The following is a 25,164-nucleotide window of genomic DNA, read 5'->3' as shown; positions in this document are numbered from 1 at the left end:
GGAATGAGCAAGATCAGGATCACGGTCTGTGTGGGAACCGCGTGCTACGTCATGGGAGGGGCGGACCTCCTGGCGCTCCGGGACGCTCTTCCCCCGGAGTGGGCCTCTCACCTGGAGTGGGAGGGGACCCCCTGCCTCAACCACTGCCGGGAGTTCGGGACGGAGCGGGCCCCCTTCGTCCTTGTCGACGGAAACCTGTTGGCGGGGGTGACTCCAGAGCGTCTCAAGGCCGAGATAGCACGTCTCATTGCAGGAGGGACCGATGCCGAGAGAGGATAACCGGACGAAGATCCGGAGGGATCTCCTCGTGAGGGTGGCACGCCTTCTCACCAAGGGGACCCTCGAGGAAAAGATAGATGCGATCCCCTTCGAGATGACAGGGGAGGGATGGGAACAGGTTCGATGCTGTATACAGCACGACCGGGCACTCCTCCGGCTGCGGCTCCTGGCCCTCATGGGCTTTGAGGTGGAGGGCAAGGAGGACGTGGCGCGACCGCTCGCCCATTACGCGCGTATCCTCATGGAAGATGTGGCGCGCAGGGTGAGAGGAGAGCGCGCCTTCTCCCGGGTGGAGGAACCGGAAGCGGTGGGTGTGACAGGGACTGGTCACGGCTCCGGGCGTCCCTCGCCGGGTATCAGGGGCTCGGTCGACCTCGCCGTGCCGTTCGAACTGGACGATGGGTTCCCCCTCCATATGATCACCGAGGCCTGCAACGCCTGTGAGGGAGCCCGTTTCATGGTGACGGAGGTCTGTCAGGGCTGTGTGGCCCGTCCATGTAAGACGGGATGCCCCAGGGGCGCCATCTCCATCGTCCGAGGGCGGGCCTCCATCGATTACGAACGATGTATCAACTGTGGACTCTGTGAACGGGTGTGCCCGTTTCACGCCATCGTGAGAATACCGGTGCCGTGTGAAGAGGTGTGCCCTGTAGGCGCGATCGAGAAGGGGGAAGACGGGGTGGCCCGCATTGACCGTGGAGCGTGTATTCTCTGCGGCAAGTGTCTCAAGGCCTGTCCCTTCGGTGCCCCACAGGAACAGTCGGATCTCTTCAGTGTGGTGACCGCCCTCCACGCAGGAAGGACGGTGATCGCCATGCTGGCGCCTGCAGCGATGGCCCAGTTTCCCACTTCTCCCGGACGACTCCTCTCCGCCCTTCGTCGAGTCGGGTTCTCTCGGGTAGTGGAGGTGGCGGCTGCTGCCGATCGCGTGGCGGAAGCGGAGGCCCGGGAGGTCGTAGAGAGACTCTCCGCCGGAGAGGCTTTCGTGGCCACCTCGTGTTGTCCGTCTTGGGTCCTCGCGGCCTCGAGACTGGAAGGGATCTCCGATCACGTCTCGCACACCCCAAGCCCCATGGTGCTGGGTGCCCGAATCCTGAAGGAGGAGGATCCCGACGCCTTCGTGGTGTTCGTGGGTCCGTGTCTCGCCAAGAAACAAGAGGGGAGGGAGGAACCGGCAGTGGACGCCGTCCTTACCATAGAAGAACTCGGTGCCCTCCTCGTCGCCCTGGAGATAGAGGTGGGGGAAGAGGAATCGCTTCCTCTGGAGGAGAGTGTATCGTCCTATGGAAGGGGGTTCGGTGCTTCCTCGGGGGTGAGCCGTGCGGTGCTCCATGCCATGGAGGAGTCGGGGGAGGGGGTGAAGATCGAGCACAGGGTGATAGACGGGCTCTCCTCCGACTCCCTCAAGGAGATCGCTCGATGGAGTATGGATCCACCGAAAAGGACCCTCGTGGAGGTGATGGCGTGTGAAGGTGGGTGTGTGGGGGGACCGTGTGCCATCGCACACCCCAGGACGTCGAAAACCCTGCTCATGAAATATGCCGGTGAGGGCGGTACACGGGGTTGACGCTCTTCATCGTGAGGGGGCGCTGATCAGGGGATGGATGATCCCCCCGTCGCCAATCGTGAGCCGGCCGGACTCGAACACCACGGGGAGGGGGGAGAGAATCCTCACCTCCCCTTTATGGATCCCGAGCCTCAGGATGACCGATCTGAAGGCACGGGGATCGTCCACATCATCGGGGAAGAGGAAATTGCCGAGCGAATAGAAGATGATGCCCTTCTTGTAGGTTTCGACCCCTTGGAGGACATGAGGGTGGGTGCCGATCACCACATCGGCACCATGGTCCACCATCGTACGATAGAGGCGGACGAAGTCTTCTCTGGGCGCGTCGGTGTACTCGAGCCCTCCGTGCACCATCAGGAGACGGAGGCCCTCCCTCTCCCCCTCCATCGCCCCCCACAACCTCTCGTCCGCCCACAGGATCCCCGGCTTCCCCGGCCGTGCAGCCGCGAGCGCCTCCCCGTCGAACCCGCTGTCCTCCCGCAGGTACGCCCCCACCCCCAGCACCCCCACCCACCCCTCCCGCAGCCGCACCCGCCACCACGCCTGCGCCTCCTCCAGGCTTCTCCCCGCCCCCGACGTCGCCAGCCCCACCCTCGCGAGCGCGCGCAAGGTATCGAGGAACCCCGGCTCGAAGAAGTCCCACGAGTGGTTGTTCGCCAGTGACAGCCAATCGAACCCCAGCTCCCTCAGCCCCCGGAGCGCCCCCTCGGGTATCCGGAAGATGTACGGCTTGGGATACGCCCCCGTGCGTGATGTCACCGCCCCTTCCAGGTTGCCGAGGAGCACCTCCACCCCCCTGAGCGCCTCCCACACCTCCCCTGCCACCCTTTGCGCACCCCCTGGCCCCGCCAGCACCTCCCCCAGCGCCCCGAACGGCCCCACATCCCCCACCACCCCCACCCAGCTCACCCCGTCCGCCTCGAACCCCACCCTCTCCCACCATCCGCGCACCTCGGGATCCGCGAGGAGATCCGCCCGCACCCCCACCCACACCCTCACCTCCAGGGGGTATCCCTTCTCACCCGGGTACCGCCCCTCCACCCGCGCCGCAAGATGCGGCAGGACGATCTCTTCGAGACGCACCGCCCGCCCCCACGCCTCTCCCTCCGGAAGGCTCTCCGTGAGCGCCGTCTCGAGCCGCACCGGCACCCCATAGAGAAGCGAGGCCACGGGCCTCCAGAGAAGACGCCCCTCCGGGACCCCTTCCCCCGGAGTCACCCGCACCTCTACCCCCTCAGGCGGCCGAAGACGCGAGACCACCTCCTCCCGCAGCATCTCCTCCACCGGTACCGTCGTGCCGGACGACCCGCCCACCCCCCTGCTACACCCGCTCGAGACGAGGACCAGCAGCAGCACCGCTCCCATCCAGGAGCCGGGTCCATCCCTCCTTTTCATCTCCCTTAAGAGTAGTGGGATTTTCATCCTCTGTCACCATTCGTCTCGGGCCTCCGGGAGACCTTTGACAAATCCCGGCATATCGGCAACAATACGAGCGGACCATCCCTTTCCACGAGGGGACAATGGCCTTCAGGTTCTTCCGTCGGATCCGTCTCGCCCCCGGCATCACCCTCAACCTCTCACGGTCGGGCGCCTCCGTCTCCCTCGGTCCCCGGGGGGCCAGACTCACCCTCGGAGGTCGCACGGGAGCCCGGCTCACCTTCGGCCTTCCCGGTACAGGCCTCTCCTACACCACCACCCTCGGCACGGGCACCACCGGACGGAGGGGAAGGCCTTCCCGACGGAGGGCATCCGCATCCCGAGAGGACTCGCTTACCCCCTCCTTCTGGGACACGCTCACCGTACCGCCGGAAGAACAGGCCCTCCTCGAGGCCTGCAAGGCCCTCGGCCGGGGAGACGAGACGGCGGCCCTCGAGGCCCTCCGCCGGGCGGGATCGCTCCCCGACGCCGCCTACCTGGAGGGATTCCTCCTGCTCAAGCATGAACGCCCTGCCGAGGCAGAGGAGGCCTTCCGACGCGCGCTCCGGCGCCCCGAACAGATCGGCGCCTGGTGTGCGCGACATGGGATAAAGCCGGTCTTTTCCCTCCCCATCACCGAAGAGCTCTCCGCCCACGTGGAACCCTCGACCCACGGCCTCCTCCTGGGGCTCGTGGAGGCCCTTCAGGAACAGGGTAAGCACGAGGAGGCCCTCGAGGTCCTCGCCCGTCTCCAGGGGGAACGCCCCACCGATCCGGTGGTCAGCCTCTCCCTCGTGGAGCTCCTGTGGGACGTGGATAGAGGGAAGGGCGCACAGATCGACCGCATCCTCTCCCTCACCGAGGAGGTGGGCAACGAGACCCCGGTGCACGCCTGCCTCCTTCTCTACCGTGCCCGGGCCCTCAGGGCCAGGGGGCTCCCCCGGCTCGCGGCCCGCGTCCTCACCCGGGCACTCGCGAGGCGGAAAGACCGCCCGCCCGAGCTTCTCAGGGCCCTCAGGTACGAACGCGCCCTCGCCTTCGAGGAGGCAGACCTTCCCGCGCGTGCCCGTGCCGACCTCGAGGCCCTCTATGCCGAAGACCCCCGGTACGAGGACGTGGCCCGCCGTCTTGGACTCGAGCCGTGACCAGGCCCCTCCTCGAGCTCCTGGATTGGTCCTTCCTCGTCTTTCACACCCTCTTTACCCTCTTCAACTGCACCGGCTGGGCCTTCCGTGCCACGCGGCGCCTCAACCTCGCTACCCTCCTCCTCACCGGCGCCTCCTGGGGCATCCTCGGCATCTGGTACGGCTTTGGCTACTGCCCCTGTACCGACTGGCACTGGCAGGTCCGCGAGGCCCTCGGCCGACCCATCGATTCGCCCACCTACATCCACTTCCTCGTGCGCACCCTCACCGGCATCGACGCAGACGTCGATCTGGTCATCCGCGCCACCCTCGGCGTATACCTCTCAAGCCTCGGCCTCAGCCTCCTCTTCAACCTGCGGGACCTCCTGAGGAAGCGCCGGAAGAGGAGAGGGGAGCATCGCCGCATCGCGCAACCCCGGGAAGAGAAGTCCCCCCATCACCGCCGTGGCCGGGGCCACCAGGACCAGACCCATTGACCCCGCGAGGGTGTGGAGCACCTCCACGGCCACGTACTGCAGGTTGAGGGCATTCAGGAGGGGAACCCCCTGCGCCATGAACACGAGGAGGAGGGGAAGGTACGACCCGGAATAGGCAAAGAGGAGGGTGGTGCTCATGGTCCCCAGTACCGCCCTCCCCACCCGCATGCCCGAGAGCACGATCGCCATCCTCCCGATATCGGGCCTGTGTCGTACGAGCTCCTCCTGGGCCGAGGCGATGTCCATCGCGAGATCCATGATCGCCCCCATGGCCCCCATGAAAATGCTCGCGTAGAGGATGCCGGTGAGGTCCAGGTAGGGAAACCCGGAATAGAGGAGGCTCTCGGCGAACTGGCGGACCCCTCCGTGCAGCCTGAATCCCCCTCCCCACAACCCGATCACGACCAGGATGGCCCCCATCCCCACCACCGCCCCGAGGAACGCGACCAGAGTCTTCCTCCTCCACCCCCCTATGAGAAGGAGGATGAGTCCCGTGAGGCAGGCCACCACGGCCACGGCCACCGGGACGGGGGCATATCCTGCGAGGTAGGCGGGAAGGAGGAGCTTCCAGAAACTCACTGCCGTGAGTACGAAGGATACGAGGGCCCTGAAGCCCGTCCATCGCGCGAACACGAGGAGCGATGCCGCAAAGGCGAGGGCGAGGGTGAGCTCCACATCGAGCCTCCAGAAGTCCGGCACCGAGGCCCATGGCGAGAGCACCCCGTCCTGTACGGTGATCACCACCAACACCGCATCCCCGGGGGAGAAGACCTTGTCCAGTTCGAGGCTTCCCTGGAGGATGTTGGTGGCTCGGACGCGCTGTCCCCTCCATGGACCCGATGTCACCTCCACCTCCAGGACCTGTTCACCCTGACGGACCAGGCCGAACTGGTGGAGGTTACTGTCATCGGTCGTCAGCACGAGGCCTTTTGCCCTCACCTCGTCAGGCCGGGGACGGTCAAACCTCGTCGTCGTTGGAAGCAGGAGCAACACCCCTATACAAAGGACGGAAGAGAGAGTGACGAGCCCGTCCTTCGATCTCAGGAGATGGAGTACGCGTATCACGTCCCCTCCTTGTGGCAGAGCGAAGAGGGGCGGGGATCCCCCGCCCCTCCGAACGGGTCTACAGGTCCACGCCCGCCAACCGGGCGATCTGCTTCGGGATATCGGTATTGTCGTAGTAACCTGTGAAGAGGTGAGCCCCGGGGCCTGTGGCATAGACCGGCACAGGCACTCCCGTGTGGCTCCAGGTCGTCCAGCCGAGGCCGGCACGGTTGTTCACCACATGGGTGAGGGTCACGGTGAACGGCTCGTACCCACCGTAGAGGAGGTAGGACTGCGGATCATCCTCGGGAACGCCTTCCAGGCTCGCCCGGAGGGCGCTCGAGAGCACCTCTTCCTCGTAGGGAGTGAGGGACTCGATCCCGAAGTATTCCCTTACCAGGGGCATCACCTCGTCGAGCGTGAGAGCCTTTTTCCCCTTGTATGATTCGAAGACCGCATTGAACCCCTCGAACGAGACCTTCTGGTTGAGGAGCACCGGGAAGGCATTCTCGTATCTCGTGCCGGCGAACCCTATGGTGAGTCCCCCTGTCTCATGGTCGCCGGTGACCACGATGAGGGTCTCATCCGGATGACGCCGTGCGAACTCCACGGCCACCTGCACCGCCTCGTCGAAGTCGAGGACGTCCTGTATGGCCGCCACTGCATCGTTCGCATGACAGGCCCAGTCGATCTTACCCCCCTCCACCATGATGAAGAAGCCCTCGGGATTGTCGAGGAACTCCACGGCCTTTCGTGTGAAGTCGGCAAGATCGAGAGACTCCTCGTCCCTATCGATCTTGTAGGGCATCGCAGCGGATGAAGGGAGCACGGGATTGATCGCGATCACCTTCTGCGCCGACCCTGGAGAGAGACCCAGGATCTCCTCCTCGGTGGTGAGGATGGTATAGCCGGCCTTCCTCGCCTCTTCGAGCACGTTGGACTTCCCTCCTTCCCTCTTACTCCTCTTTCCCTCCGGATCGCGGAATCCCCCTCCACCGAAGAACTCGAACCCGCTCTTCACGAGCTCCAGACCGATCTCGTAGTAGTTGCTTCTACTGGGTTGATGGGCGTAGAAAGACGCAGGGGTGGCGTGGTCGATGGAGACCGTGGAGATGATACCCACTTTGAGGCCTCTTTCATGGAGCCGCTCTGCAATCGTGGTGAAGGTCCGGGTCTTCCCCGGGTCCATGTTGATCACCCCGTTGGCAGTCTTCCTGCCCGCCGCGAGTGCGGTGCCCGCGGCTGCCGAGTCCGTGATGTAGCTGTCCGAGGAATAGGTGGTCGCCATGCCGGTGGCGGGGAACGCGGTGAACGAGAGCCGTACCGGGGCATCCTTCTGCTCCCGGGCCATGAGGTAGGCCTCGGCCGCATTGATCTGCGGAAGGCCCATACCGTCCCCGATGAAGAAGAAGATGTACTTCACCTTCGGCTGAGAAGGCTCTGGGGAGACCTCGGGAGCGGAACCGGTCTCCCTCGTTCCCCCTGCCCCCATGGGTAGCAGGGAAACGAGTAGTAACAGGGATACGATGAGTTTCTTCATTCCACGTACCTCCAGGATGGTGTTGCTCCATCCTGGAGGCGGACGGTAAAGTCCTTATGAGAGCACGGTGAAATTTCGTTTACGTCACGCCGCTCCGCGTCCCGTGCGGTGAGCGGCCGCTGCAATGAGCAGACCGAGCGCCCCGAGGAGGAGGAAGGCGCTCAGACTGTAGAAGGCGAACCCGATCCGGATGCCCCACGCCTCCGATATGGCAGACATGACGAACGGGAAGACGAACGAGCCCACGCCCCCTCCGGTGGTGGCGAATCCCACGGCATCGCCCTGCCACCGCGCGAGCGCGGTACCCACGAGCGAGACCGTGGTAGGGAAGATCACCGCAGCGCCGAGGCCCGAGGCGAGTACCAGGAAGACCAGGAGGAGAGGGGAGGGGAGGAGGATCCCCAGCGCCGCGGTGAGGGCCACGGCCGCGGCGAAGAGCACGGCGCTCCCCAGAAGGACGCCCCGCTGTCGTGCCGGTGTGAGGACCAGGGGGGCGAGGAACCTGCCTGCGAGAAGCCCCACCCAGAACGTGGAGACCAGAAAGACCGCGTACCGTTCCGGTATCCTGAAGACCTGTACCCCGTACTCCGCCACCCAGTTGGACACCCCGAGCTCAGCACCCACGTAGAGGCAGAGGGTGAGAAACCCCAGCCAGTAGACCGGCTCGCGGAGGAGGGCCCCCCGTGGGTGGGTCGCATGATCGGCACGCGGAATGTCGAACCTCGAGGGGTTGAGCCGTTCCATCACCAGCCACAAGACCAGGAAGAGCACCGCCATGCCCCTGTACACCAGGTTCCAGGGGATCCCGGTCTGAAGCAGGGCCCCTGTTGACACGGGACCGAGGATCGCCCCTATGGCGAAGGCCGCGTGGAGCACGTTCATCGCCCTCCCCGATCCGTCCCGCTCGATCCGGAGCATGGTGAGGTTCGCTCCTATCTCCACCGCACCGAACCCCAGCGACATGAGCACGTTCACGAGCACGTTCACCCACATGGAGGGCCACCTCGCGAAGAGGAGGAGCCCTCCTGCCGCGAGCACGAACCCCCCTCTGAAGAGGCGGGAAAGTCCCACCGTGGAGGCGAGCCGCCCCGCGAAAAAGGTGGCGATGAAGAAACTCACCGACCCTGCACCCATCACCACGCCGCTCTCCAGATAGCTCCATCCGAAGGTCCTGATGAGAAGGGGGAGGGTCGCCCCGAAGAGGGTGAGGGCTATCCCCATCATGAGCATCACGCCGAACAGTCCGGCGAACAGACGCTGATCCACCACACCACGCATGAGGGAGAGTATGGCATAACATCGCACGTCTGTCATCAATATCTTTCTAAGGATCAAGCTTGATCCATACGCAGTTTGGAACTATCATGCACACAACAGGAGGCGTTGATGATCACTCGGGTGGAAGTCCGGCACTATAAATGCCTGAAACGAGTAGATGTGATGCTCTTTCCCTTTAATGTTCTTATCGGACCCAATGCGAGTGGCAAGAGTTCGTTACTCGATGTGTTGCAATTTCTCAAAGAATCATTGGAAGAAGGCGTTGATAAAGCAGTTGCCCGGAGAACCTCATCTTTCAAAGATCTTGTATGGAAACAGGGAGAGAAGAAAGAGGTTTTTGAGATTGGACTCGAAGCTGAGCTTCCCCAGGAGCTTCATGGAAATGGATACACAAAACTCCGTTATGAGGTTGCCGTTGGACTTTCTGAAGAAAGAGAGGTGGTCGTCCACTCAGAGAATCTCTGGCTCCTCTCAAAAGGGACAGGCCGTCGCTCCTCCTTTCAGAAGGAGACCGAAAAAGACGCAGCGCTCTTCATCCCTGAGCTCTTTGAGCTCCCGGATACGTCCCTCCTCCATGATGGACATACTCCAGATGGATATCGCCTGGTCATCAGGAAAAAGCACTGGAATAGCAACAACTATTTCAAATCAGAATCCACAAAATGGAATATAGCCTTTCGACTTTCCCCAAAACGACTTTCACTCTCGGGAATTCCAGAAGACAGGGAGCGTTTCCCCATAGCCCTTTGGTTTAGAGATATGCTGCGGGAAGGTATACACATACTACGCTTGAATAGTCTCGCGATGCGTAAACCTTCTCCTGTCGATGCGCCTCTCACCTTTCAACCAGATGGCTCCAATCTCCCTGTGATGGTTGAAAAGCTTCAGAGAGAGCATAAAGAGCGGTATGAATGGTGGGTGGAACATGTAAAAACCACGCTCCAGGATCTCGAAGGGATCGAGGTGAGAGAACGGTATGAAGACAGATCTCGTTATATAGTAATAAAATATTCAAACGATAGCAGCATCCCCGCGTGGATGCTTTCCGACGGTACGTTACGAATGCTAGCCCTCACCCTCCTCGCCTATCTTCCCCCGAAGGAAAGAATAGTGCTCGTAGAAGAACCAGAGAACGGCATCCATCCAAAGGCCATCCAAACCGTGTATCAGGCTTTGAGCTCAGTGCACAAGGGACAGATCCTGGTGGCAACACACTCACCGTTGTTTATGGCCCTTGCTGAACCCAAAGATCTTCTCATATTTTCGAGGACCGCCTCAGGATCCACCGTGATAGTCCGGGGTGATGAGCATCCTGCACTCAAAGATTGGAGGAAACACCACTCTCTTGATGTTCTTTTCGCCTCAGGGGTGTTGGGATGATGAGGGTAGATCTTGTAGTGTTGGTGGCCGATAAAGACATGGAGGTTGCCATACAGACACTCCTCCAATGTCGACACCAAGCATTGGGAATCCGTGAGAACATTACCTTTGACGTGTATACCCATCCTCAGAGAGATCCGGGTGTTGTGAGTGATGGGGTGAATTTCCTGAGAGGGTTCGCGGGAAAGTGTGAGTATGCCTTGGTACTTTTTGACAGAGAAGGGTGTGGGAGAGAAGATCGTTCGGCTGAAGAACTAGAAGAAAAGATGGAGGAGCAGCTACGACGCAACGGTTGGAATCGTGAGAGCGTCTCAGTCATCGTCCTTGATCCTGAGCTTGAGATATGGGTATGGAGTGATTCTCCCCATGTGGCTGAGGTGATAGGTCTCTCGCAAGAAGAGCTTCATAGCATTCTGCAGAGTGTTCCACGCAATGAGCTGGGAAAACCTGCTCGTCCTAAAGAGACGCTCAAGGAGGCGTTACGCAGAAGTACTCGTCCTTTCTCTTCCAGTATATTTGGCACCTTGGCAGCACGCATAAGCCTCACAAGATGTCAGGACCGATCCTTCAAGAAACTCAGGGAGACACTCCAAAGGTGGTTTCCCGCATAGGCCTTGCATAGAGACCACATCCCTCCCTATTATACCGTATGGAGTTGTTCAGCCCTGAGGGACTCGCTTCGGCCAGACTCTTCTTCGTGGGCATAAAAGGCACGGGCATGACCGCCCTCGCCGAGCTCTTCTCGGCCGCGGGCGCCGTGATAGAAGGTTCCGACGTCGACGACATCTTCTACACCGACGAGATCCTCTCCTCCCTCGGCATCCCGGTCCACGACTTTTCCCCCCACCACCTCCACGCCCCCTGGCACGCCCTCATCCACTCCGCCGCCTATCCCCCCACCCACCCCCAGCTCGCCGAAGCCGCCCGCCTCGGCATCCCCTGCTACTCCTACCCCCGGGCCCTCGGCGCCTACTCCACCCACTTCCGCTCCGCAGGCATCGCAGGCGTGCACGGCAAGACCAGCACCACCGCTCTCGCCGGCACCCTCCTGCGCGCCCTCTCCCTCCCCGCCGCCACCCTCACCGGCAGCGCCGTCCCCCTCTGGGGAGGCCGCGCCACCCTCACGCACCCCGCCCCCCGCTACTTCGTGGCCGAAACCTGCGAGTACCGCCGCCACTTTTTGCACTTCTCCCCCACCTGGATCGTCCTCACCAGCGTGGAGGAAGACCACCTGGACTACTATCCCACCTATGAGGACATCTTCGCCGCCTTTCTCGAGTACGCCCGCCTCCTCCCCCCCCACGGCGCCCTCGTCTACTGCGCCGACCAGCCCGGCGCCGCCCGGCTCGCACACACCCTCGCCGCCGAGCGCCCCGAACTCACCCTCATCCCCTACGGCCGCACCGCACCCGGCCCCTTCCGCATCACCGCCGTGCACCAGCACCCCGGCGGCCAGACCGCCCGACTCGCAGCCGGCCTCTCCTTCACGCTCCACGTACCCGGCACCCACATGCTCCTCAACGCCGCCGCCGCCCTCGCCCTCATCTCCCTCATCGCCCAGGACGCAGGCCGTGCCCCCTCGCCCGAGGCCCTCCTCACCGAGTACGGCCCCACCCTTCAGGACGCCCTCGCCTCCTACACCGGCACCCGCCGGCGCAGCGAGGTGGTGGGCGAGGCCTGCGGCATCCTCTTCCTTGACGACTACGGCCACCACCCCACCGCCATCCGCGCCACCCTCGAAGGGTACCGGAGTTTCTACCCCGGCAGGCGCATCATCCTCGACTTCATGTCCCACACCTACTCGCGCACCGCCGCCCTCCTCCACGAGTTCGCCAGGTCCTTCGAGCCCGCCGATATCGTCATACTCCACAAGATCTACGCCTCGGCCAGGGAGAAGGCCGGCGCCGTCACCGGCGAAGACCTCTACCGCGCCGCCAAAGCCGTCCATCCCCGCGTCCACTACTTCCATGAGATCATGGACGCCTTCGAGTACTGCACCCGTCTTCTCGGACCGGGAGACCTCTTCATCACCATGGGCGCAGGCGACAACTGGAAACTCGGCCGCGCCCTCTACCGGCACTATGCAGCACAGGAAGGAGCAACACCATGCGAAGCATGACCGGTTATGCCTACCGAGAACTCGTCACCGACGACTGGAACATCTCCATCGAACTCAAAGGCTACAACAACCGATTCCTCGAACTCTACGTGAACCTCCCTCCCTACCTCAGCCCCCTCGAACCTCGGATCCGGGAGCGACTCACCGGCGCCATCTCCCGGGGCAAAGTGGAGTGCTACCTGAGGATGCGCGAGTACCGGGAACAAGTGGAGATCCACCTCGACGAGGCCGCGGTGGACGCCTATGTGGAGGCGCTCGATCGCCTCAGGAAACGGGCGAAGGTGAAAGGAGGGATCCGGCTCGAACACCTCCTCGGCCTCAACGGCCTCATCAAGGTGGAGAAACTCCAGGACCCGGAACGCTACTGGGGGGCCGTCGCTCCCCTCCTGGACGCCGCCCTCACCGACTTCAAGACCACCCGCGAGCGCGAAGGGGAGAAGACCAAGGAGAACATCATCCAACTCCTCGGCGAGGTGGAGGAGGCCTTTGAGGTGGTCCGCTCCCATGCCGCCGAGATGGAAGCCTATCTCCGGGATCAGCTCGAAACCCGCATGAAGGAGCTCGTGGGCGAAGGGATCGACGAACACCGCCTCCTCACCGAGCTCGCCCTCCTCCTGGCCCGCTTCTCCATCAACGAAGAGATCGTCCGTCTCGAGTCCCACCTCTCGCACTTCAGAGAACTCCTCGACGCCGAAGCCCCGGTCGGCAAGAAGATGGACTTCCTCTGCCAGGAGATGCACCGTGAGGTGAACACCATAGGTTCGAAGACCCCCCTCGTGCTCATAAGCCAGGCCGTGGTGAGGATGAAGGACGCCATCGAAAACCTCCGTGAACAGCTGCGGAACGTGGAGTGAGGGCCATGATCATCGCCATTTCGGGCAAGAGCGGATGCGGAAACTCCACGGTGAGCCGCATGGTCGCAGAGCGCCTGGGACTCAGGTGGATCAACTACACCTTTCGAAACATCGCCCAGGAACGAGGCGTTCCTTTTGAACAGATCCTCAAAGAGGCTCAGGAGAGTCCGAAGTGGGACCTCTACCTCGATGAACGACAGAAAACCTTCCTCGAAGAGGGTGACTGCGTCCTCGGGTCGCGCCTCGCCATCTGGCTCGCCCCTCCCCCTGCCTTCAAGGTGTACCTCTTTGCCCCCCTCGACGTGCGCGCCCGGCGGATCCGGAAGCGGGAGGGCGGCACCTTCGAGGAGGTGCTCGAGAAGACGAAGGCACGCGACAGGAGGGACGCCGAGCGCTACCGCGCCCTCTACGGCATCGACATAGACCGGTACGAAGAGGTCGCCGACCTGGTGATCGACACCACCGAACTCACCCCGGAAGAGATCACCGAGAGGATCGTAGGAGCCGTCTCTGCCCGAAAGAGACGATAATCGTGCCGGCTCTTCGGATCCCGAAAGAGAGGGCCGTCTCCTCGAGGCGTGCCGGACCCTTGCCGAAGGACCCGAGAAACGGATACAGTGACCATACACCATACACAGACAGGGAGGAGCGCATGCCCTTCATCACCTGGAACGACACGATGAGCGTAGGGGTCGAGACCTTCGACACCCAGCACAAGAAGCTCGTTGAGATGGTGAACACCCTTTTCGACGCCATGCGCCAGGGGAAGGGAAGGTCGGTGATGGGACAGGTGCTCGACGAGCTCATCTCGTACACCACGTACCATTTCGCATCAGAAGAGGAGCTCATGCAGAAGCACGGATATCCTGGATTTGTCGAGCACAAGAAGGAACACGACTCCCTCACGCAGCAGGTCGAAGAACTGAGGGAGAAACATCGGAGAGGGGAACTCTTTATCACGATCGAGACGCTCGACTTCCTCAAGGCATGGCTCAACAACCATATCCTCCGGACGGACATGCAGTACAAATCGTTTTTCCGGAACAAGGGACTACGCTGAGCTCTCATCCATACCATGAGGGGCTTTACCTATCGGCACGGTTCTTGCTAAAATATTGCTCGACGAAAGGAGCCGGCTATGATACTCCCCCTGGAAGAGCTCATCAGTTTCGACGGCAATGCCTATGAACTCACCGTCGCGGTCGTAAAGCGGGCGGATCAGCTCGCCAAGCTGAAAGACAAAGAGGTACAGGAAGCCAAGTTCAAGATCGTCTCCCTTGCGCTGAGGCAGGTGCTCACCCACAAGGTCCACTACCAGCTCGAAGACCTCTCCGCATGAAGAGACGCCGTATCCCCGTGGTGGTCCTCCTGGGCCCCACGGGGGTGGGCAAGACCGATCTCCTCTCCACCCTCCTTCCCGGCTGCATCGAAGTGGTGAGTGCCGATGCCTTTCAGGTCTATCGGGGTATGGACATCGGCACCGCCAAGCCCTCCCCCGAGCTCAGGGCACGAGTCCCCCACCACCTCATCGACATACGGGAGCCGCACGAGCAGTACACCGTGGGGGATTTCGTGCAGGAGGCAGATGCGGTCATCCCCCGGATCGTGGAGCGGGGCAGGCTTCCTCTCGTGAGCGGAGGAACGGCCTACTATCTGCGCCACTTCCTCTTCGGCCTTCCCGCCACCCCTCCTGTGGACGACGACGTCCGTGCAAAGGTCTCCCGTTTCATGGAGTCATCGGGGCTCGAACAGGCCTACGCGCGCCTCAAGGAGGTGGATCCCGTCTCGGCCTCCCGCATCTCACCCCGAGACGCCTATCGGATCTCCCGTGCCCTGGAGGTGTGGGAACAGACAGGACGCCCCCTCTCCAGCTTCCCTATGATGCAGGGGCCGAGGGAGGAGTACGATGTCCTCCTTGTGGGGCTCTCCCGTGGGCGCGAAGAGCTCCGGGAGCGGATCGAGCGACGTGTGTGGCGGATGTGCGAAGAGGGCCTTGCCGAAGAGGTGGCCCGTCTCCGTGCCCGAGGCTGCACCGCCCGTACCCCGGGGATGAGGGCCATAGGGTATCGTGAGTTCTTCGAACATGAGGGCGCCCCCCTCGAGGAGATCGCCCGGGCGATCGTGCGCCACACCCGGCAGTTCGCCAAACGCCAGCTCACCTTCTTTCGATCGTTTCCCGGAGTGCACTGGTTCTCCGCAGATAAGCCCGAAGAGATCTCCCGGCTCGTCCACCTGGTGGAAGAGTTTTTCTCGACCCGGATGGGGTGAAAATCCTTGTTTCATATGTGCATCTATATCGCCTTCCTGAACAACGTGGAAAGGCGGATCCTCACCTGGTACCCCGCAACGAGGCCGCCTTGTGGGTGGTGGGCTCCATCTCAAAACGCTCCATCGTCCACAGGAGTTTCCCGGAAGCACAGATTCGTCCCCTCGAACCCGTTCCCAGGTCGGATATTCCCTTCTTTCCTGCAGGGGGAACATTCGTAGTTCTCCGTGAGGAGACCCCGTGGTCGGGATGGGTCTTGGAAGTGGATCCAGTCTCGCGGGTTCACTCCGACCTGAACCGGTACAGGTATCCCACGGCACCATGCGGGACTACGGGCGTGTGTCCGAGGTTCCCCACCTCGTCCCTCCACGGGTGGAGGAGGCCCCACTCGAGGAAGAGTCCCCTGTAACCGAGGCTATACGAGAGGCCGGTCGCCCAGTACCGATACCGTGCCCCCGGATCCTCGGTTGCCACCCTGCTTGTGGTGAGGTTGATACCGTGATGGAACGTGGGGATGTCGGAAAGGGCATATCCCAGGCTCAGAGTGAGCTGATGACAGGTGCTCCCCCAGTACATGCCGGAGGCACGGATCCCCACCGGACCCCACCAGATGCCCAGCGTGAGATTGAGGAGACAGCCGGAGAGGACGAGACCGATTTCAGGATACGCTGAAGGCGTCTCTGTGGCTGAGAGGGGGTGGATGCCTCCCAGTAGCACGCAGAACCCCAGCAGGGTGGTCACGATCAGGCGTCCTGGAGAGATTCTCTGTGCCATCCTGCCTCCTCCCCCTCTCTGATGGGGGTATTCACTCCGGCGAGCCCGGGACTGAAGGGGCTCTCCAGGGATGACGGGGCTCTTCAGCGTATCCCGTACACCCATGATATCAGAAGTGTTGCCATGCAACAACGAATATTCAGTTGCACGAGGAAAGATCGTTTCATTCCGATGTTTTTCCTTACATGAGGACTTGGGTACTCGTTGCGTGGATACCCGGAAGCCACACCACGATCACTCAGTCATGATGCTTTGTGAATGGGTGAGTGTATCTCAACGTGTACTCCGCTGTGTTCGAGTCGAATGCTTGTATCTCGAACTCCTTTTTCTGGAAAAAGTTCAGTGCAGATGTATTCTCAGCTTTCACCTCCGAGAAGAGACTCATGTGTGAACTCGAGAGTGCTTTTATGGCGAAATCTAGTAGAGCTGTCCCATACCCTTTGCCGATTTTGGTCTTTTCGACTGCCAACATCTTTATCCATAGGGGATTTTCCTCACATTTTACTATCATGAAAGCCTTCATGGTTCCCTCTTCAAAGAGACCATAGTATTCGTGATGTCCTTCTGCCCGCTCTCTATACCATAGCTGCAGGGATGAGAGGGTGTGTTTCTTCTTGGATGTGGTGAGGAGAGTATAATGTTCGTTCCATATTTTCAGCATAGATGGTATATCGCGTTCCTCGATCTTTCGGATTCTCCTCATGGATTATTCCTCGGTGAAGGCCAGTCTCACTGCAGAGGCAATCAATACACCCCCAATACACCGCTGTATTCGTCGGGAGATGCGCGGAGAATGGAGGAAGAGGCTCTTGAGGTAGTGCACAAGGAGGGCATATAGCGAGAAGATGAGGAGGGTGAGGCCCATGAAGGTGGCACTCATTATGATCATCCGAGACACATAGTGGGACTCTGGATCCGTAATGAATTGAGGGAGAAAGGAGAAGAAGAACAACATGGTCAACTTTGGGTTGAGAAGGTTGAACAGGACGGCTCTGGATACGAGCTTCAGACCTTTTCTTTCGGGAGGTACTTAGTAATTCCGCATACGGAAGTAGTGAATGCCGTCGTGAGGTCGATATCAGGAACAGGGGGAAGAACATAAAGATGCTCGAAGAACTCTGCTATGCAATAGAGGCTCAGCTTCTCGTCGAGAATGAAGCGGCTAAAAATCGGGAGGAAACCGCCAAAGCGTTTGCGGGCAAGACGGCGGCCGTGAAAGGCGGCGCTTCCGGCATCGGCAAGGCCCTGTGCGAGATGCTTTTGAGCTTTGGCGCGAAAGCGGTGACACTCGCGGATATTAACGAGGAGAACCTGATCAAAGAAACAGCGAGGCTGCAAACCCTCTACCCGGGCAAGGTGTTTGGCATCGTGACGGACGTAACCAATCAGGCAAGCGTCGTCAATATGGTCAAGGCCGCCCGCGAAAACGGGGAAGGACGATTGGACTACCTTTTCAATAATGACGGCCTCGGCTTGACCAAACCTTTCGACGCCTGTTCGGCGGAGGACTGGAAATATGCTTTTGACGTCAACTTCTTCGGGGTTCTTTACGGTACCATTGCGGCCGTCGATATCATGAATGATCAGGATGGAGGTGGAAGTATCGTCAACACAGCGTCTGATATCGCCTTTGTGCCCATGGCTTATCAGAGGATGTACAGCGCCACAAAAGCTGCTGTCCTGGGAATGACGGTAGCGCTGCGATATGAGCTTTCAGACAGGAACATTCGTTTGTTTGCCGTTGCTCCCGGCACGGTTGCGACGCCGATCTTCCGGGGGAATCCGCCCTCTGATGCAATTATGCCGGATGTCGCAGCGGAACGGATTCTTTATTCGGTGGCGCAGAATTTCAGGGTTGTAATCACCACTGTCGAGGACGCTTTCGGCACGCTGGCCAACATACCCCTTCCGGAACTCAGGATGTTATGGGAACAATATGGTTAGCGTAGCCAAGATCCGGCGCGGCGGCAATATGAGCGCCCACTAAAATACCAGTATAAATTCAGGTACGAAAAAAAATACTAATATTCTATGGAGGATCAGAAGAATAATATACCCTCTTTCTTATAAACAGAATATTTTAGTTAGCTGATTTGTTTTATACAAATCCTCAGCTTTTTCTTTTATCTGCGCTGATTATCTTCATTTGCGCCGTTGGCGAGAACATACCAAGCGGTGGGAAACCTCCTGACAACGTCGGTGACTACAACGAGTGCTCTCCGATGTCAAGCATTGAGTTGGCCAGCTTCCTCCAACCTTAAGACAATAGCTCCCCTCTGTTCCGTATGAGCACCGATTTAGAGGTGTTATTCTGTTTCTCCTAATCATTGTTTTGAGTATTATACCGACATCAATACTGGCGCGGGAGGGGAACGGGGATATACCCTCTGTTGCGCCTCCCGTGCTTGTTGTTTTGACCAGGCGATAATCCGATGTGGGATTCGTTGGACACAGCTTTCCAAATGAGGGTGTCGGAATCTGGATCATAAGGATCGACTGTTCTCCTATTTGGAACTACCCTATGATGTGGAAGAGGAAGGTGAGGACGAACGCCCTTGCGGAGAACCTCTTTCGGCACATGAGGACATTTCTTCGACGGTATCCTGGGTATATAAGCCGTGTCCATGCGGATGGGGTGGTAGGCCTCTACGTGGTGGGCATGCAGATACACTCGCAGTGTGGGAGACGCACCCTTATCAGCTCCAGCTCAATTTCAACACTCCTCCTTGACAGAGCCCTCGAATGGGGCTGTTTGACAGAGGCATGATTCCGAAATATGATGATTTACTCAACATACTATAAAAGGGGGTATCCATGCTTTTCAAGTCGTTGGGAAGGATTCTGAGGAAGCGGCACGAGAGTGGTGTGACGAGGGCTGGATTCCGAAGCGGAATCGTTGCGGGACTGATCGGAGGCCTGTTCTCTTTGGTGATTCTCCTCAACAAGAAAGCATTCTCCTCGGCCTACTCCAAGGAGCTCAATCTGGTCTCGAGCAATTTCGGGATGAGCATTCCTCTCGACTACGTATGGTTGATCAGCCTGATCCTCATTCCTCCTTTCATCGTTCTCCTTTACGCAATTATCGGGATGTTTCTAGGGAAATTCCTCGGGCGGTTCAAGACACGCTGGGTTGTGATGCTGATCTTCAGTATCCTTGTAGGGGCCCTGTGTGGCTGGCTCACAGATCTTCCTGCATCGAGATGGCTCATCCTCACCTTCAACCTGATTGCATGGTTCGTCTTCGGCATCCTTTTCATGTTCTACATGAAAGAAGAGAGAGAACAGACGGATACTCCTCCGCGAGACTGAGTCTTGTGCTGAGACATCCTCGTGTGTAAGGGAAGGGGCGCTGCGCACAATTGAATTTTCGCCCCGCGTGGATAGACTGAGAGCTCGGGCTCACGAGGGCATGAGGGGTCTTTTCCGATCCGATGGGGATTACACACTATAAGTCATCTCCTCTATCGGTGATCCATGCCTTTACGGTGTGGGGAGTGGAGTGCCGTGTTCAGTTCCCGATGGTGCCTGCGGGGGGTGTGTCGCTGCTCGGGGGTTCTTTTTTACATGTATCCTGTGTCTATGGTTTCCATCAGTTCAGGGACATGTAGGTGGGTAATGTTAACCATTTATGTAGCCTGGTTGACGAAACCTCCCCCGTATCGCATTATCGGGGCATGGAGCGACTCTTCAAGGTGATAGGGGAGTATGTGGAGGCGGGGGAGAGCCTGCCCGACGAGTATGCCCTGAGGGTGCTGGAGGTGCCGGCCTCGCGCCTCCCCGAGCTCTTCGTCTACACCAATCGACTGAGGCTCGCACGTTTCGGCCACAGGGTGCACCTCTGCTCCATCATGAACGCGCGGAGCGGGGCGTGCACCGAGGACTGTGCCTTCTGCGCCCAGTCGGCCCACCACCGCACGGAGGTGGAGGTGTATCCCTTAAGGCGTGCGGAGGTGATTCAAGAACAGTATCGGGCAGTGGCCCGTCGGCTTCCCGTACGGCACTTCGGGGTGGTGACGAGCGGGGAACGCCTCTCGGAGGAGGAGCTCGATGAGGTGAGAGCGGCCCTCTCGGTGAAGGAAGGGGTGCGCTGGTGTGCCTCGCTCGGGGCCCTGTCGAAGGCGGCGCTCCTCAGGCTGAAGGAGGCGGGGCTCACACGGTTCCACCACAATCTCGAGACCGCTCCCTCGTTCTTTCCCAGGATCTGTTCGACGCACTCGTTCGAGGAGCGTCTTGCCACCGTACGGGCGGCGAAGGCGGTGGGGTTGGAGGTGTGCAGTGGGGGGATCTTCGGGATGGGGGAGTCGCCCGAGGAGCGGGTGGCCTTTGCCCGCATCCTCTACGAGGAGCGGGTCGATTCGGTACCGCTCAACTTTCTCATCCCCGTTCCGGGGACGAGGCTCGGTGGGATGAAGGCCATGGAGCCGGTGGAGATCCTGCGCTGCATCGCGATGGTGCGGCTGGTCAATCCTGCGGCTGAGCTCAAGGTGTGTGCGGGCCGGCTCCTCCTGGGGGATCTGCAGTCCATGATCTTCTATGCCGGGGCCACCGGGATGATGGTGGGGGATCTGCTCACCGTGGCCGGACGCGAGGTGGAGAAGGATCTGAGGATGCTCGAGGCGCTGGGGTGTGAGGTCGGGAGGGAGGGGGTGGGGGAATGGGTGGGGGGAATGAGGTGAGGTCCCTCCTTCTGGGAGCGGTGGGGGTAGGGGTGGTGGGGGGCATGGTGCTCGTGGGAGTGCTCCTGGGGCTCCCGAGTCCCTTTGCCACGGGTGCGATGGTGGGGTTGGGGGTGATGGTGGTCGGGTGTGTGGGCTACCGGTTGTGGAAGGGGAGGGCGTTCAGGGGGAGGAGAGGGCTGGGGGCCGATCTCGTGCATGTGGGGCTCGTGGCGGTGCTGGCCGGCGGGGTGGTGTGGGGGGTGGGGGAGAGGGGCGGGGTGGTGTGGGTGGGTGAGGGTGAGGGGTTCGCGGTGGAGGGTGAGGTGGTGACGGTGGAGGAGGTGGGGGAGGCAGAGGGAGGGGAGGTGCGGCTCCGTGTGGGTGGGAGGGAGGAGTGGGTGGGGCCGAATAGGCCGGTGAGGGTGGGGGTGTGGTGGGTCTTCCTGGGTGATACGAAGGAAGAGCGGCTCGTCCTCAGGGTGCGGGATGGGTATCATGTGCTGTATCCCGGACAGGGAGCGACGGTGGGTGGGGTGCAGGTGTGGTTCGAAGGGGAGGGGAGGGTGAGGATCGGAGAGGAGGGAAGGGTGGTGCGTGCCGGTGAGCGGCTGGGGGGTGTGGAGGTGGTGCGGGTGCAGGAGGGGAGGTTCGTGGGCTTGGTGGTTCGGAGGGTGAAGGGCGTGTGGGTAGTGATGGGAGGGTTGGCGGCGATGGGGGCGGGGGTGGTGCTGCTCGGGATTCCCGGAAGGAGGCGCACATGACACGTATACTGACGATCGCGGGGTGGGGGGTGCTCCTCGCCTCGATGGTGGCGGTGGGCCTCGGCCGTCTCCGGGGGCGGGAGTGGAGGGTGGGGCGCTGGGGCGCTGGCCTCTCCCTCTTCCTCTTTGTCCTCGCCTGGTGCTATGAATCCGCGCGTACGGGCCTACCGGCCTTCCTCTCCCTCTTCCACCTCCTCCTCTTCCTTTCCGTGGGGCTCATTGCCGCCTGGCTCCTCCTGCGCCCGTCCGAGCCGGTCCTCCTCTTCCTGGCCTGGGCCCTCGCTTCCCTCGCCCTCTCCCCCCTGGCCCCGCCTCCTTCTTCCGCCCGCCCCATCCTGGTCTCGGCGTGGCTGGTCCTCCACGTCGGCACCACGGCGGTGGGCGAGGTGCTCCTTCTGGCGGGCGCGGTCCTCGCGCTCCGGCGCTCCTCCTCGGCCGCCACGACATCGACTATGGAGGGGCTTCTCCGGGCTGGCTATGGCCTCTTCACGTTGGGGGCACTCGTCTTCGGTGCGGTATGGGCCTTCTTCGCCTGGGGGCGGTTCTGGGGGTGGGACCCCAAAGAGACCTGGTCACTCATCGTCTGGCTCTGGTACACCGCCTATCTCCACCTTCCGGCCTCGCTCAGCCGACGCACCCCTTTCCGCCTCATGCCCGTAGTGGGCGCTTTCCTGCTCCTCTTCACCCTCGTGGGCGTGCCTTTCCTCTTCAAGGGGCTGCACTCCTACTGAGCTGCCTCCCCATTCCCACGAGGTGGAGGGTAGGGGAAAAACAGGTAGTCCCGGAAGACTCCCCGGGGATTCCCGTCACCGTAGGGATGCGGTTCGTTCGCATTCTCGTGACAGCTCTCGCAGAATGAATCTGATACGATCATCACCTCGTCCCCCGATTGGACCAGCCAGATCCATCCCCCCCGACTCCGCGGATCCTCGGGTGCCTTTATCATCACGGTGAACATATCGGGTGTCTGCTCCGGATCGGTGGGCCGCTGCCGGTAGACCTCTTTCACCACCATGGTCCCCTCGGGATACACGTAGGATCCGTCGGCCCCCCGTTGGGGGGTCTCCCCCTCCGGACTCACGTAGATCCTTCGGTAGGCGGTCCCGTGTCCGGGAATGGGGTAGTCGAGCTCCACCGTGGTGGTGCGTTTCCACGCGCGGTACCCCTCCGGCACCCGATAGGAGGCTCTTTCCTTTTCGCATCCTGCGATCACCGGCAGAACCAGGAGTACGACCACCACGCCCATGAGGGACCTCTCACGCCTCTGCATCGTCTTCTCCTTTCAGGCCTACGAGCATGTACACCTTCTGGTCTTCCTTCTTGCCCTTCACCGAGAGACGATAGGGGCCTTCCACCACGGCTGCCTCCCCGAGGAGCCGGTGGAAGGCATCGGAGATCACCACCTTGCCTGGAGGCGCCACGTCGCAGAGCCTCGAGGCCAGGTTCACGCTGTCGCCTATCACCGTGAAATCGGCCCTCTCGGCGCTCCCTATCTTTCCCAGTATCACCTCCCCGGCGTGGATCCCTATCCCCACGGAGAGGCCCGCCACCTGATCCTTCCTCTCCTCGAGCACGCGCTGTATGTCGAGGGCGGCGCGGGCCGCCCGGAGCGGCGCATCGATTCCCTGGAAAAAGGCGAAGACCTCGTCGCCCACGTACTTGTCGATGTCGCCCTCGTGGGCATGGACGATCGATGTCTGGAGGGAGAGGAGCTCGTTGAGCGCATGCACCACCCGGGCGGGATCCTCCCTGTCGGCGAACGAGGTGAACCCTCGCACGTCGGAGAAGAGGAGCACCATCGTGGTGCGCACCCCTTCCTCGCTCGCGTCCTGTACCGCCCGTATGGTGGTCCTGGAGACGAACTTCGAGAGCTCGAAGCGTTCGTAGAGCCCCTGCACCATGGTGTTCACCGTCTCCCCGAGGAGCCCGATCTCGTCCCGTGGGCGGAGATCCACCCGGACGTGGAAGTTCCCGTTGGTGACGGCGGCGCACACCTCGCCGATCTTCCTGACCGGTTCGAGGACCGATCGCCTGAGGAAGAAGGTGAGGACCCACCCCAGGATGATCACAATGGTGAGGAAGGCGCTCCCTGCGAAGATCACGTTCGCCTGTTGTGTCTGCACCGAGGAGGTGATGTCGTCCTGTATCTCGACGATCCCACGGACCGTGTGGTCTTCTCCGTGGCAGACGGTACACTTGGGGAGGTTGATGAGAGGGGAGTACACCGTGAGGTATGTGCGGCCCTCCGCCTCGTCCTGCACCTGCACGGGGTGGGGGTAGGGCGAACCGATGCGGGCGAGGAGGTCGTCGGAGAGAGGGGGCACTCCCACGAAGGCCCGTGGGCTCGAAGGTGAGAACCGCTGGCCGCCCAGACGCGTGTTCACCTGAAGAATGGTGGTGGTGTCACTGAAGGCCGGGGTGCCGTCGGCCCGGAAGAGGCGGATTCTCGTACCCGGCTGGTCCTCCGAGATGTCCATGAAGTAGTTCACCGCGAGGGGCGCCTCCCCCGGCATCATGAAGTTCTCTATGGCGTTGTAGAGGAGTTCGCTCTGTGTCACGAGGCTCTCGGCCGTGGTCTCGCGTATGAGGTTCACGATGTTGGTGGTGAAGATCCCCACGATGAGCCCGATTCCCACGATGAGCGATCCCGATATGAGGAGGGTCACCTTCCTGGTGATGGGAACGATGCCTTTCATATTCGAAGCATACCCCCGCCCTGGTCGTATGTCAAGAAAATTTTATAATACAAATAGATATCAGACATGACCGATTGGAATGAAGGGCTGCTCACGTCCGTAGTGAGGAAGCCTCGAGGATTCACGTCCGGGAAACACCTGGTGGTGTCTCGACACGATGGGGTGCATGCGATCAGATCTCCAGAACTCTCCCGACCGATAATAAATAGTTTTTTATCCATATGCCCTCTTGACTTTTTTCCCCTCACCTCTAAATATGGTAGTATCACCTCATCACAACAGGAGCGACCCATGGAATCAGTGATTCAGGAGCTCATCGAATCGCTCAAGCGGGACGGTGTGGAGGCCGGAGAGAAGAGGGCCCAGGAGATCGTCCGGAGCGCCGAGATAAAGGCCGAGCAGATCATAGAGAAGGCGAAAGAACAGGCGAGGTCCATGAGGGAAGAGGCGGAGCGGGCCGCGGTTCAGTTCCGACAGAGCGCAGAGGAGGCCATCCGCCAGGCGGGAAGGGACGTCATCCTCTCCGTGCAGCGCGAACTCGAACGCCTCTTCTCTCATGTACTGGAAGAGATGGCGAAGGAGTCCTATTCCGGGAAGGCCCTCGAAGAGGCCGTCGTGGCCGTGGTGAACAGCTGGGACAAGGATACGGTGGGCGATGTGGTCCTTCAGCTCCCCGAGGACGTGGAGGAGCAGGTCCTCTCCTCGCTCAAGCGTCGTGTCGCCGAGAAGGTGGCCGCCGGTCTCGAGATACGGCCGGTGAAAGGTCTCGACAGGGGGTTCCGCATCCAGCTCAAGGACGGGTCGGCCTACTATGACTTCACCGCAGAGGGGATCGCCGAGGTCCTTGCCGCGTATCTCAATCCCAAGGTGGCTTCCCTCCTCAAAGAAGCGGTGAAATGAAGGGGCGAGAC

At 61.0% G+C, this 25,164-nt stretch carries 26 protein-coding genes and 2 pseudogenes; 19 read left to right on the top strand and 9 right to left on the bottom strand.

Features of this window, described 5'->3' with window-relative positions:
• Positions 1-3: 3 nt before the first annotated feature.
• Entirely contained in the window at positions 4-279 is a 276-nt protein-coding gene (locus STHERM_RS06115) for an NAD(P)H-dependent oxidoreductase subunit E (protein ID WP_013314016.1), read from the top strand.
• Positions 263-1,846 (top strand): [Fe-Fe] hydrogenase large subunit C-terminal domain-containing protein, encoded by a 1,584-nt coding sequence (locus STHERM_RS06110; protein WP_013314015.1) that lies wholly within the window; start codon positions 263-265, stop codon positions 1,844-1,846. Before STHERM_RS06115 ends, STHERM_RS06110 begins: the two co-directional genes overlap by 17 nt.
• A 6-nt stretch (positions 1,847-1,852) precedes the next feature.
• Here STHERM_RS06110 and STHERM_RS12665 read toward each other — a convergent pair whose 3' ends face one another.
• Entirely contained in the window at positions 1,853-3,241 is a 1,389-nt protein-coding gene (locus STHERM_RS12665) for a CapA family protein (RefSeq protein WP_261339201.1), read from the bottom strand.
• A 125-nt stretch (positions 3,242-3,366) separates the two neighbouring features.
• On the opposite strand from STHERM_RS12665, the gene STHERM_RS06100 reads away from it, so the two are divergent.
• Both STHERM_RS06100 and STHERM_RS12260 read left to right on the top strand, forming a co-directional pair.
• A complete protein-coding gene (locus tag STHERM_RS06100) occupies positions 3,367-4,407 on the top strand; it encodes a DUF4236 domain-containing protein (RefSeq protein WP_013314013.1) in 1,041 nt (346 codons plus the stop codon).
• Positions 4,404-4,715, top strand: a pseudogene (locus STHERM_RS12260) (DUF2784 family protein); the annotation flags it as partial. The gene STHERM_RS06100 and the pseudogene STHERM_RS12260, both read left to right, overlap by 4 nt.
• Before the next feature lie 15 nt (positions 4,716-4,730).
• Here STHERM_RS12260 and STHERM_RS12025 read toward each other — a convergent pair.
• From STHERM_RS12025 to STHERM_RS06085, 3 genes are all read right to left on the bottom strand, one after another.
• On the bottom strand, positions 4,731-5,948 hold the full coding sequence (locus tag STHERM_RS12025) for a YibE/F family protein (protein WP_013314012.1): 1,218 nt from the start codon (positions 5,946-5,948) through the stop codon (positions 4,731-4,733).
• A 58-nt stretch (positions 5,949-6,006) separates the two neighbouring features.
• Positions 6,007-7,467 (bottom strand): alkaline phosphatase, encoded by a 1,461-nt coding sequence (locus tag STHERM_RS06090; protein WP_013314011.1) that lies wholly within the window; start codon positions 7,465-7,467, stop codon positions 6,007-6,009.
• An 84-nt stretch (positions 7,468-7,551) separates the two neighbouring features.
• Positions 7,552-8,781, bottom strand: a complete 1,230-nt coding sequence (locus STHERM_RS06085; RefSeq protein ID WP_013314010.1) for an MFS transporter — start codon at positions 8,779-8,781, stop codon at positions 7,552-7,554.
• Positions 8,782-8,853: 72 nt separating this feature from the next.
• On the opposite strand from STHERM_RS06085, the gene mads3 reads away from it, so the two are divergent.
• From mads3 to miaA, 8 genes are all read left to right on the top strand, one after another.
• Positions 8,854-10,125 (top strand): methylation-associated defense system AAA family ATPase MAD3, encoded by a 1,272-nt coding sequence (gene mads3 / locus STHERM_RS06080; RefSeq protein WP_071650335.1) that lies wholly within the window; start codon positions 8,854-8,856, stop codon positions 10,123-10,125.
• On the top strand, positions 10,125-10,736 hold the full coding sequence (gene mads4, locus STHERM_RS11465; RefSeq protein WP_148223933.1) for a methylation-associated defense system protein MAD4: 612 nt from the start codon (positions 10,125-10,127) through the stop codon (positions 10,734-10,736). The genes mads3 and mads4 overlap by 1 nt, the downstream gene beginning before the upstream one ends.
• A gap of 38 nt (positions 10,737-10,774) precedes the next feature.
• A complete protein-coding gene (murC, locus tag STHERM_RS06075; RefSeq protein ID WP_013314007.1) occupies positions 10,775-12,244 on the top strand; it encodes a UDP-N-acetylmuramate--L-alanine ligase in 1,470 nt (489 codons plus the stop codon).
• Positions 12,232-13,098, top strand: a complete 867-nt coding sequence (locus tag STHERM_RS06070; RefSeq protein ID WP_013314006.1) for a YicC/YloC family endoribonuclease — start codon at positions 12,232-12,234, stop codon at positions 13,096-13,098. The genes murC and STHERM_RS06070 overlap by 13 nt, the downstream gene beginning before the upstream one ends.
• A gap of 5 nt (positions 13,099-13,103) precedes the next feature.
• Positions 13,104-13,628: a (d)CMP kinase gene (gene cmk / locus STHERM_RS06065; RefSeq protein ID WP_013314005.1), complete on the top strand. Its 525-nt coding sequence runs from the start codon at positions 13,104-13,106 to the stop codon at positions 13,626-13,628.
• A 122-nt stretch (positions 13,629-13,750) separates the two neighbouring features.
• Positions 13,751-14,158, top strand: coding sequence for a bacteriohemerythrin (locus tag STHERM_RS06060; RefSeq protein WP_013314004.1), 408 nt, complete (start codon positions 13,751-13,753; stop codon positions 14,156-14,158).
• A 78-nt stretch (positions 14,159-14,236) separates the two neighbouring features.
• Positions 14,237-14,437, top strand: coding sequence for a DNA-directed RNA polymerase subunit omega (locus STHERM_RS06055; RefSeq protein ID WP_013314003.1), 201 nt, complete (start codon positions 14,237-14,239; stop codon positions 14,435-14,437).
• Positions 14,434-15,366 carry a tRNA (adenosine(37)-N6)-dimethylallyltransferase MiaA gene (gene miaA / locus STHERM_RS06050; protein ID WP_013314002.1) on the top strand — a complete coding sequence of 311 codons (933 nt, stop codon included), beginning with the start codon at positions 14,434-14,436 and terminating at the stop codon, positions 15,364-15,366. Before STHERM_RS06055 ends, miaA begins: the two co-directional genes overlap by 4 nt.
• Positions 15,367-15,646: 280 nt before the next feature.
• Here miaA and STHERM_RS06045 read toward each other — a convergent pair whose 3' ends face one another.
• From STHERM_RS06045 to STHERM_RS11460, 3 genes are all read right to left on the bottom strand, one after another.
• Positions 15,647-16,138, bottom strand: a complete 492-nt coding sequence (locus tag STHERM_RS06045; RefSeq protein ID WP_013314001.1) for a hypothetical protein — start codon at positions 16,136-16,138, stop codon at positions 15,647-15,649.
• A gap of 238 nt (positions 16,139-16,376) precedes the next feature.
• Positions 16,377-16,841, bottom strand: a complete 465-nt coding sequence (locus STHERM_RS06040; protein ID WP_041623349.1) for a GNAT family N-acetyltransferase — start codon at positions 16,839-16,841, stop codon at positions 16,377-16,379.
• Positions 16,842-16,844: 3 nt separating this feature from the next.
• Positions 16,845-17,147, bottom strand: a complete 303-nt coding sequence (locus tag STHERM_RS11460) for a LysE family translocator (RefSeq protein WP_081439510.1) — start codon at positions 17,145-17,147, stop codon at positions 16,845-16,847.
• Positions 17,148-17,242: 95 nt separating this feature from the next.
• On the opposite strand from STHERM_RS11460, the gene STHERM_RS06030 reads away from it, so the two are divergent.
• The 6 genes and pseudogenes from STHERM_RS06030 (at position 17,243) to ccsA (ending at position 22,288) form a co-directional block, all read left to right on the top strand.
• The gene (locus tag STHERM_RS06030; RefSeq protein ID WP_013313999.1) at positions 17,243-18,082 is read left to right on the top strand and encodes an SDR family oxidoreductase; all 840 of its coding nucleotides are present in this window, start codon (positions 17,243-17,245) and stop codon (positions 18,080-18,082) included.
• 543 nt (positions 18,083-18,625) lie between these two features.
• A pseudogene (locus tag STHERM_RS12725) lies at positions 18,626-18,868 on the top strand (transposase); the annotation flags it as partial.
• Between the two features lie 84 nt (positions 18,869-18,952).
• On the top strand, positions 18,953-19,447 hold the full coding sequence (locus STHERM_RS06020) for a hypothetical protein (RefSeq protein ID WP_013313998.1): 495 nt from the start codon (positions 18,953-18,955) through the stop codon (positions 19,445-19,447).
• Positions 19,448-19,812: 365 nt separating this feature from the next.
• Positions 19,813-20,814, top strand: coding sequence for a biotin synthase BioB (gene bioB / locus STHERM_RS06015; protein WP_041623346.1), 1,002 nt, complete (start codon positions 19,813-19,815; stop codon positions 20,812-20,814).
• Positions 20,811-21,557, top strand: a complete 747-nt coding sequence (locus STHERM_RS11850) for a hypothetical protein (protein WP_158304545.1) — start codon at positions 20,811-20,813, stop codon at positions 21,555-21,557. The genes bioB and STHERM_RS11850 overlap by 4 nt, the downstream gene beginning before the upstream one ends.
• On the top strand, positions 21,554-22,288 hold the full coding sequence (gene ccsA / locus STHERM_RS06005; protein ID WP_013313994.1) for a cytochrome c biogenesis protein CcsA: 735 nt from the start codon (positions 21,554-21,556) through the stop codon (positions 22,286-22,288). Before STHERM_RS11850 ends, ccsA begins: the two co-directional genes overlap by 4 nt.
• Here ccsA and STHERM_RS06000 read toward each other — a convergent pair.
• Together STHERM_RS06000 and STHERM_RS05995 are read right to left on the bottom strand one after the other, a co-directional pair.
• Entirely contained in the window at positions 22,282-22,827 is a 546-nt protein-coding gene (locus tag STHERM_RS06000; protein WP_148223877.1) for a cytochrome P460 family protein, read from the bottom strand. The two genes, ccsA and STHERM_RS06000, sit on opposite strands and share 7 nt — an antisense overlap.
• A complete protein-coding gene (locus STHERM_RS05995) occupies positions 22,814-24,253 on the bottom strand; it encodes an adenylate/guanylate cyclase domain-containing protein (protein WP_013313992.1) in 1,440 nt (479 codons plus the stop codon). Before STHERM_RS05995 ends, STHERM_RS06000 begins: the two co-directional genes overlap by 14 nt.
• 291 nt (positions 24,254-24,544) lie before the next feature.
• Here STHERM_RS05995 and STHERM_RS05985 point away from each other — a divergent pair, with 291 nt between their 5' ends.
• Positions 24,545-25,153 carry an ATP synthase subunit E gene (locus STHERM_RS05985; protein ID WP_013313991.1) on the top strand — a complete coding sequence of 203 codons (609 nt, stop codon included), beginning with the start codon at positions 24,545-24,547 and terminating at the stop codon, positions 25,151-25,153.
• The last annotated feature ends 11 nt before the right edge of the window (positions 25,154-25,164 follow it).

This window comes from Spirochaeta thermophila DSM 6192 (assembly GCF_000147075.1).
Lineage (GTDB): Bacteria > Spirochaetota > Spirochaetia > Winmispirales > Winmispiraceae > Winmispira > Winmispira thermophila_A.
This window is presented reverse-complemented; position numbering and strand designations above follow the sequence as displayed.

What these genes read in the sequence shown, in the direction of transcription:
- murC (WP_013314007.1), top strand. Translation starts at nt 10,775, where the DNA reads ATGGAGTTGTTCAGCCCTGAGGGACTCGCTTCGGCCAGACTCTTCTTC.
- STHERM_RS06045 (WP_013314001.1), bottom strand. Translation starts at nt 16,138, where the DNA reads ATGGCACAGAGAATCTCTCCAGGACGCCTGATCGTGACCACCCTGCTG.
- STHERM_RS06115 (WP_013314016.1), top strand. Translation starts at nt 4, where the DNA reads ATGAGCAAGATCAGGATCACGGTCTGTGTGGGAACCGCGTGCTACGTC.
- STHERM_RS06020 (WP_013313998.1), top strand. Translation starts at nt 18,953, where the DNA reads ATGCTTTTCAAGTCGTTGGGAAGGATTCTGAGGAAGCGGCACGAGAGT.
- STHERM_RS06100 (WP_013314013.1), top strand. Translation starts at nt 3,367, where the DNA reads ATGGCCTTCAGGTTCTTCCGTCGGATCCGTCTCGCCCCCGGCATCACC.
- STHERM_RS06110 (WP_013314015.1), top strand. Translation starts at nt 263, where the DNA reads ATGCCGAGAGAGGATAACCGGACGAAGATCCGGAGGGATCTCCTCGTG.
- mads3 (WP_071650335.1), top strand. Translation starts at nt 8,854, where the DNA reads ATGATCACTCGGGTGGAAGTCCGGCACTATAAATGCCTGAAACGAGTA.
- STHERM_RS12665 (WP_261339201.1), bottom strand. Translation starts at nt 3,241, where the DNA reads ATGAAAAGGAGGGATGGACCCGGCTCCTGGATGGGAGCGGTGCTGCTG.
- cmk (WP_013314005.1), top strand. Translation starts at nt 13,104, where the DNA reads ATGATCATCGCCATTTCGGGCAAGAGCGGATGCGGAAACTCCACGGTG.
- STHERM_RS06090 (WP_013314011.1), bottom strand. Translation starts at nt 7,467, where the DNA reads ATGAAGAAACTCATCGTATCCCTGTTACTACTCGTTTCCCTGCTACCC.
- STHERM_RS06085 (WP_013314010.1), bottom strand. Translation starts at nt 8,781, where the DNA reads ATGACAGACGTGCGATGTTATGCCATACTCTCCCTCATGCGTGGTGTG.
- STHERM_RS06070 (WP_013314006.1), top strand. Translation starts at nt 12,232, where the DNA reads ATGCGAAGCATGACCGGTTATGCCTACCGAGAACTCGTCACCGACGAC.
- STHERM_RS05995 (WP_013313992.1), bottom strand. Translation starts at nt 24,253, where the DNA reads ATGAAAGGCATCGTTCCCATCACCAGGAAGGTGACCCTCCTCATATCG.
- STHERM_RS06000 (WP_148223877.1), bottom strand. Translation starts at nt 22,827, where the DNA reads ATGCAGAGGCGTGAGAGGTCCCTCATGGGCGTGGTGGTCGTACTCCTG.
- STHERM_RS06040 (WP_041623349.1), bottom strand. Translation starts at nt 16,841, where the DNA reads ATGAGGAGAATCCGAAAGATCGAGGAACGCGATATACCATCTATGCTG.
- bioB (WP_041623346.1), top strand. Translation starts at nt 19,813, where the DNA reads ATGGAGCGACTCTTCAAGGTGATAGGGGAGTATGTGGAGGCGGGGGAG.
- mads4 (WP_148223933.1), top strand. Translation starts at nt 10,125, where the DNA reads ATGAGGGTAGATCTTGTAGTGTTGGTGGCCGATAAAGACATGGAGGTT.
- ccsA (WP_013313994.1), top strand. Translation starts at nt 21,554, where the DNA reads ATGACACGTATACTGACGATCGCGGGGTGGGGGGTGCTCCTCGCCTCG.
- STHERM_RS06060 (WP_013314004.1), top strand. Translation starts at nt 13,751, where the DNA reads ATGCCCTTCATCACCTGGAACGACACGATGAGCGTAGGGGTCGAGACC.
- STHERM_RS06055 (WP_013314003.1), top strand. Translation starts at nt 14,237, where the DNA reads ATGATACTCCCCCTGGAAGAGCTCATCAGTTTCGACGGCAATGCCTAT.
- STHERM_RS05985 (WP_013313991.1), top strand. Translation starts at nt 24,545, where the DNA reads ATGGAATCAGTGATTCAGGAGCTCATCGAATCGCTCAAGCGGGACGGT.
- miaA (WP_013314002.1), top strand. Translation starts at nt 14,434, where the DNA reads ATGAAGAGACGCCGTATCCCCGTGGTGGTCCTCCTGGGCCCCACGGGG.
- STHERM_RS06030 (WP_013313999.1), top strand. Translation starts at nt 17,243, where the DNA reads ATGCTCGAAGAACTCTGCTATGCAATAGAGGCTCAGCTTCTCGTCGAG.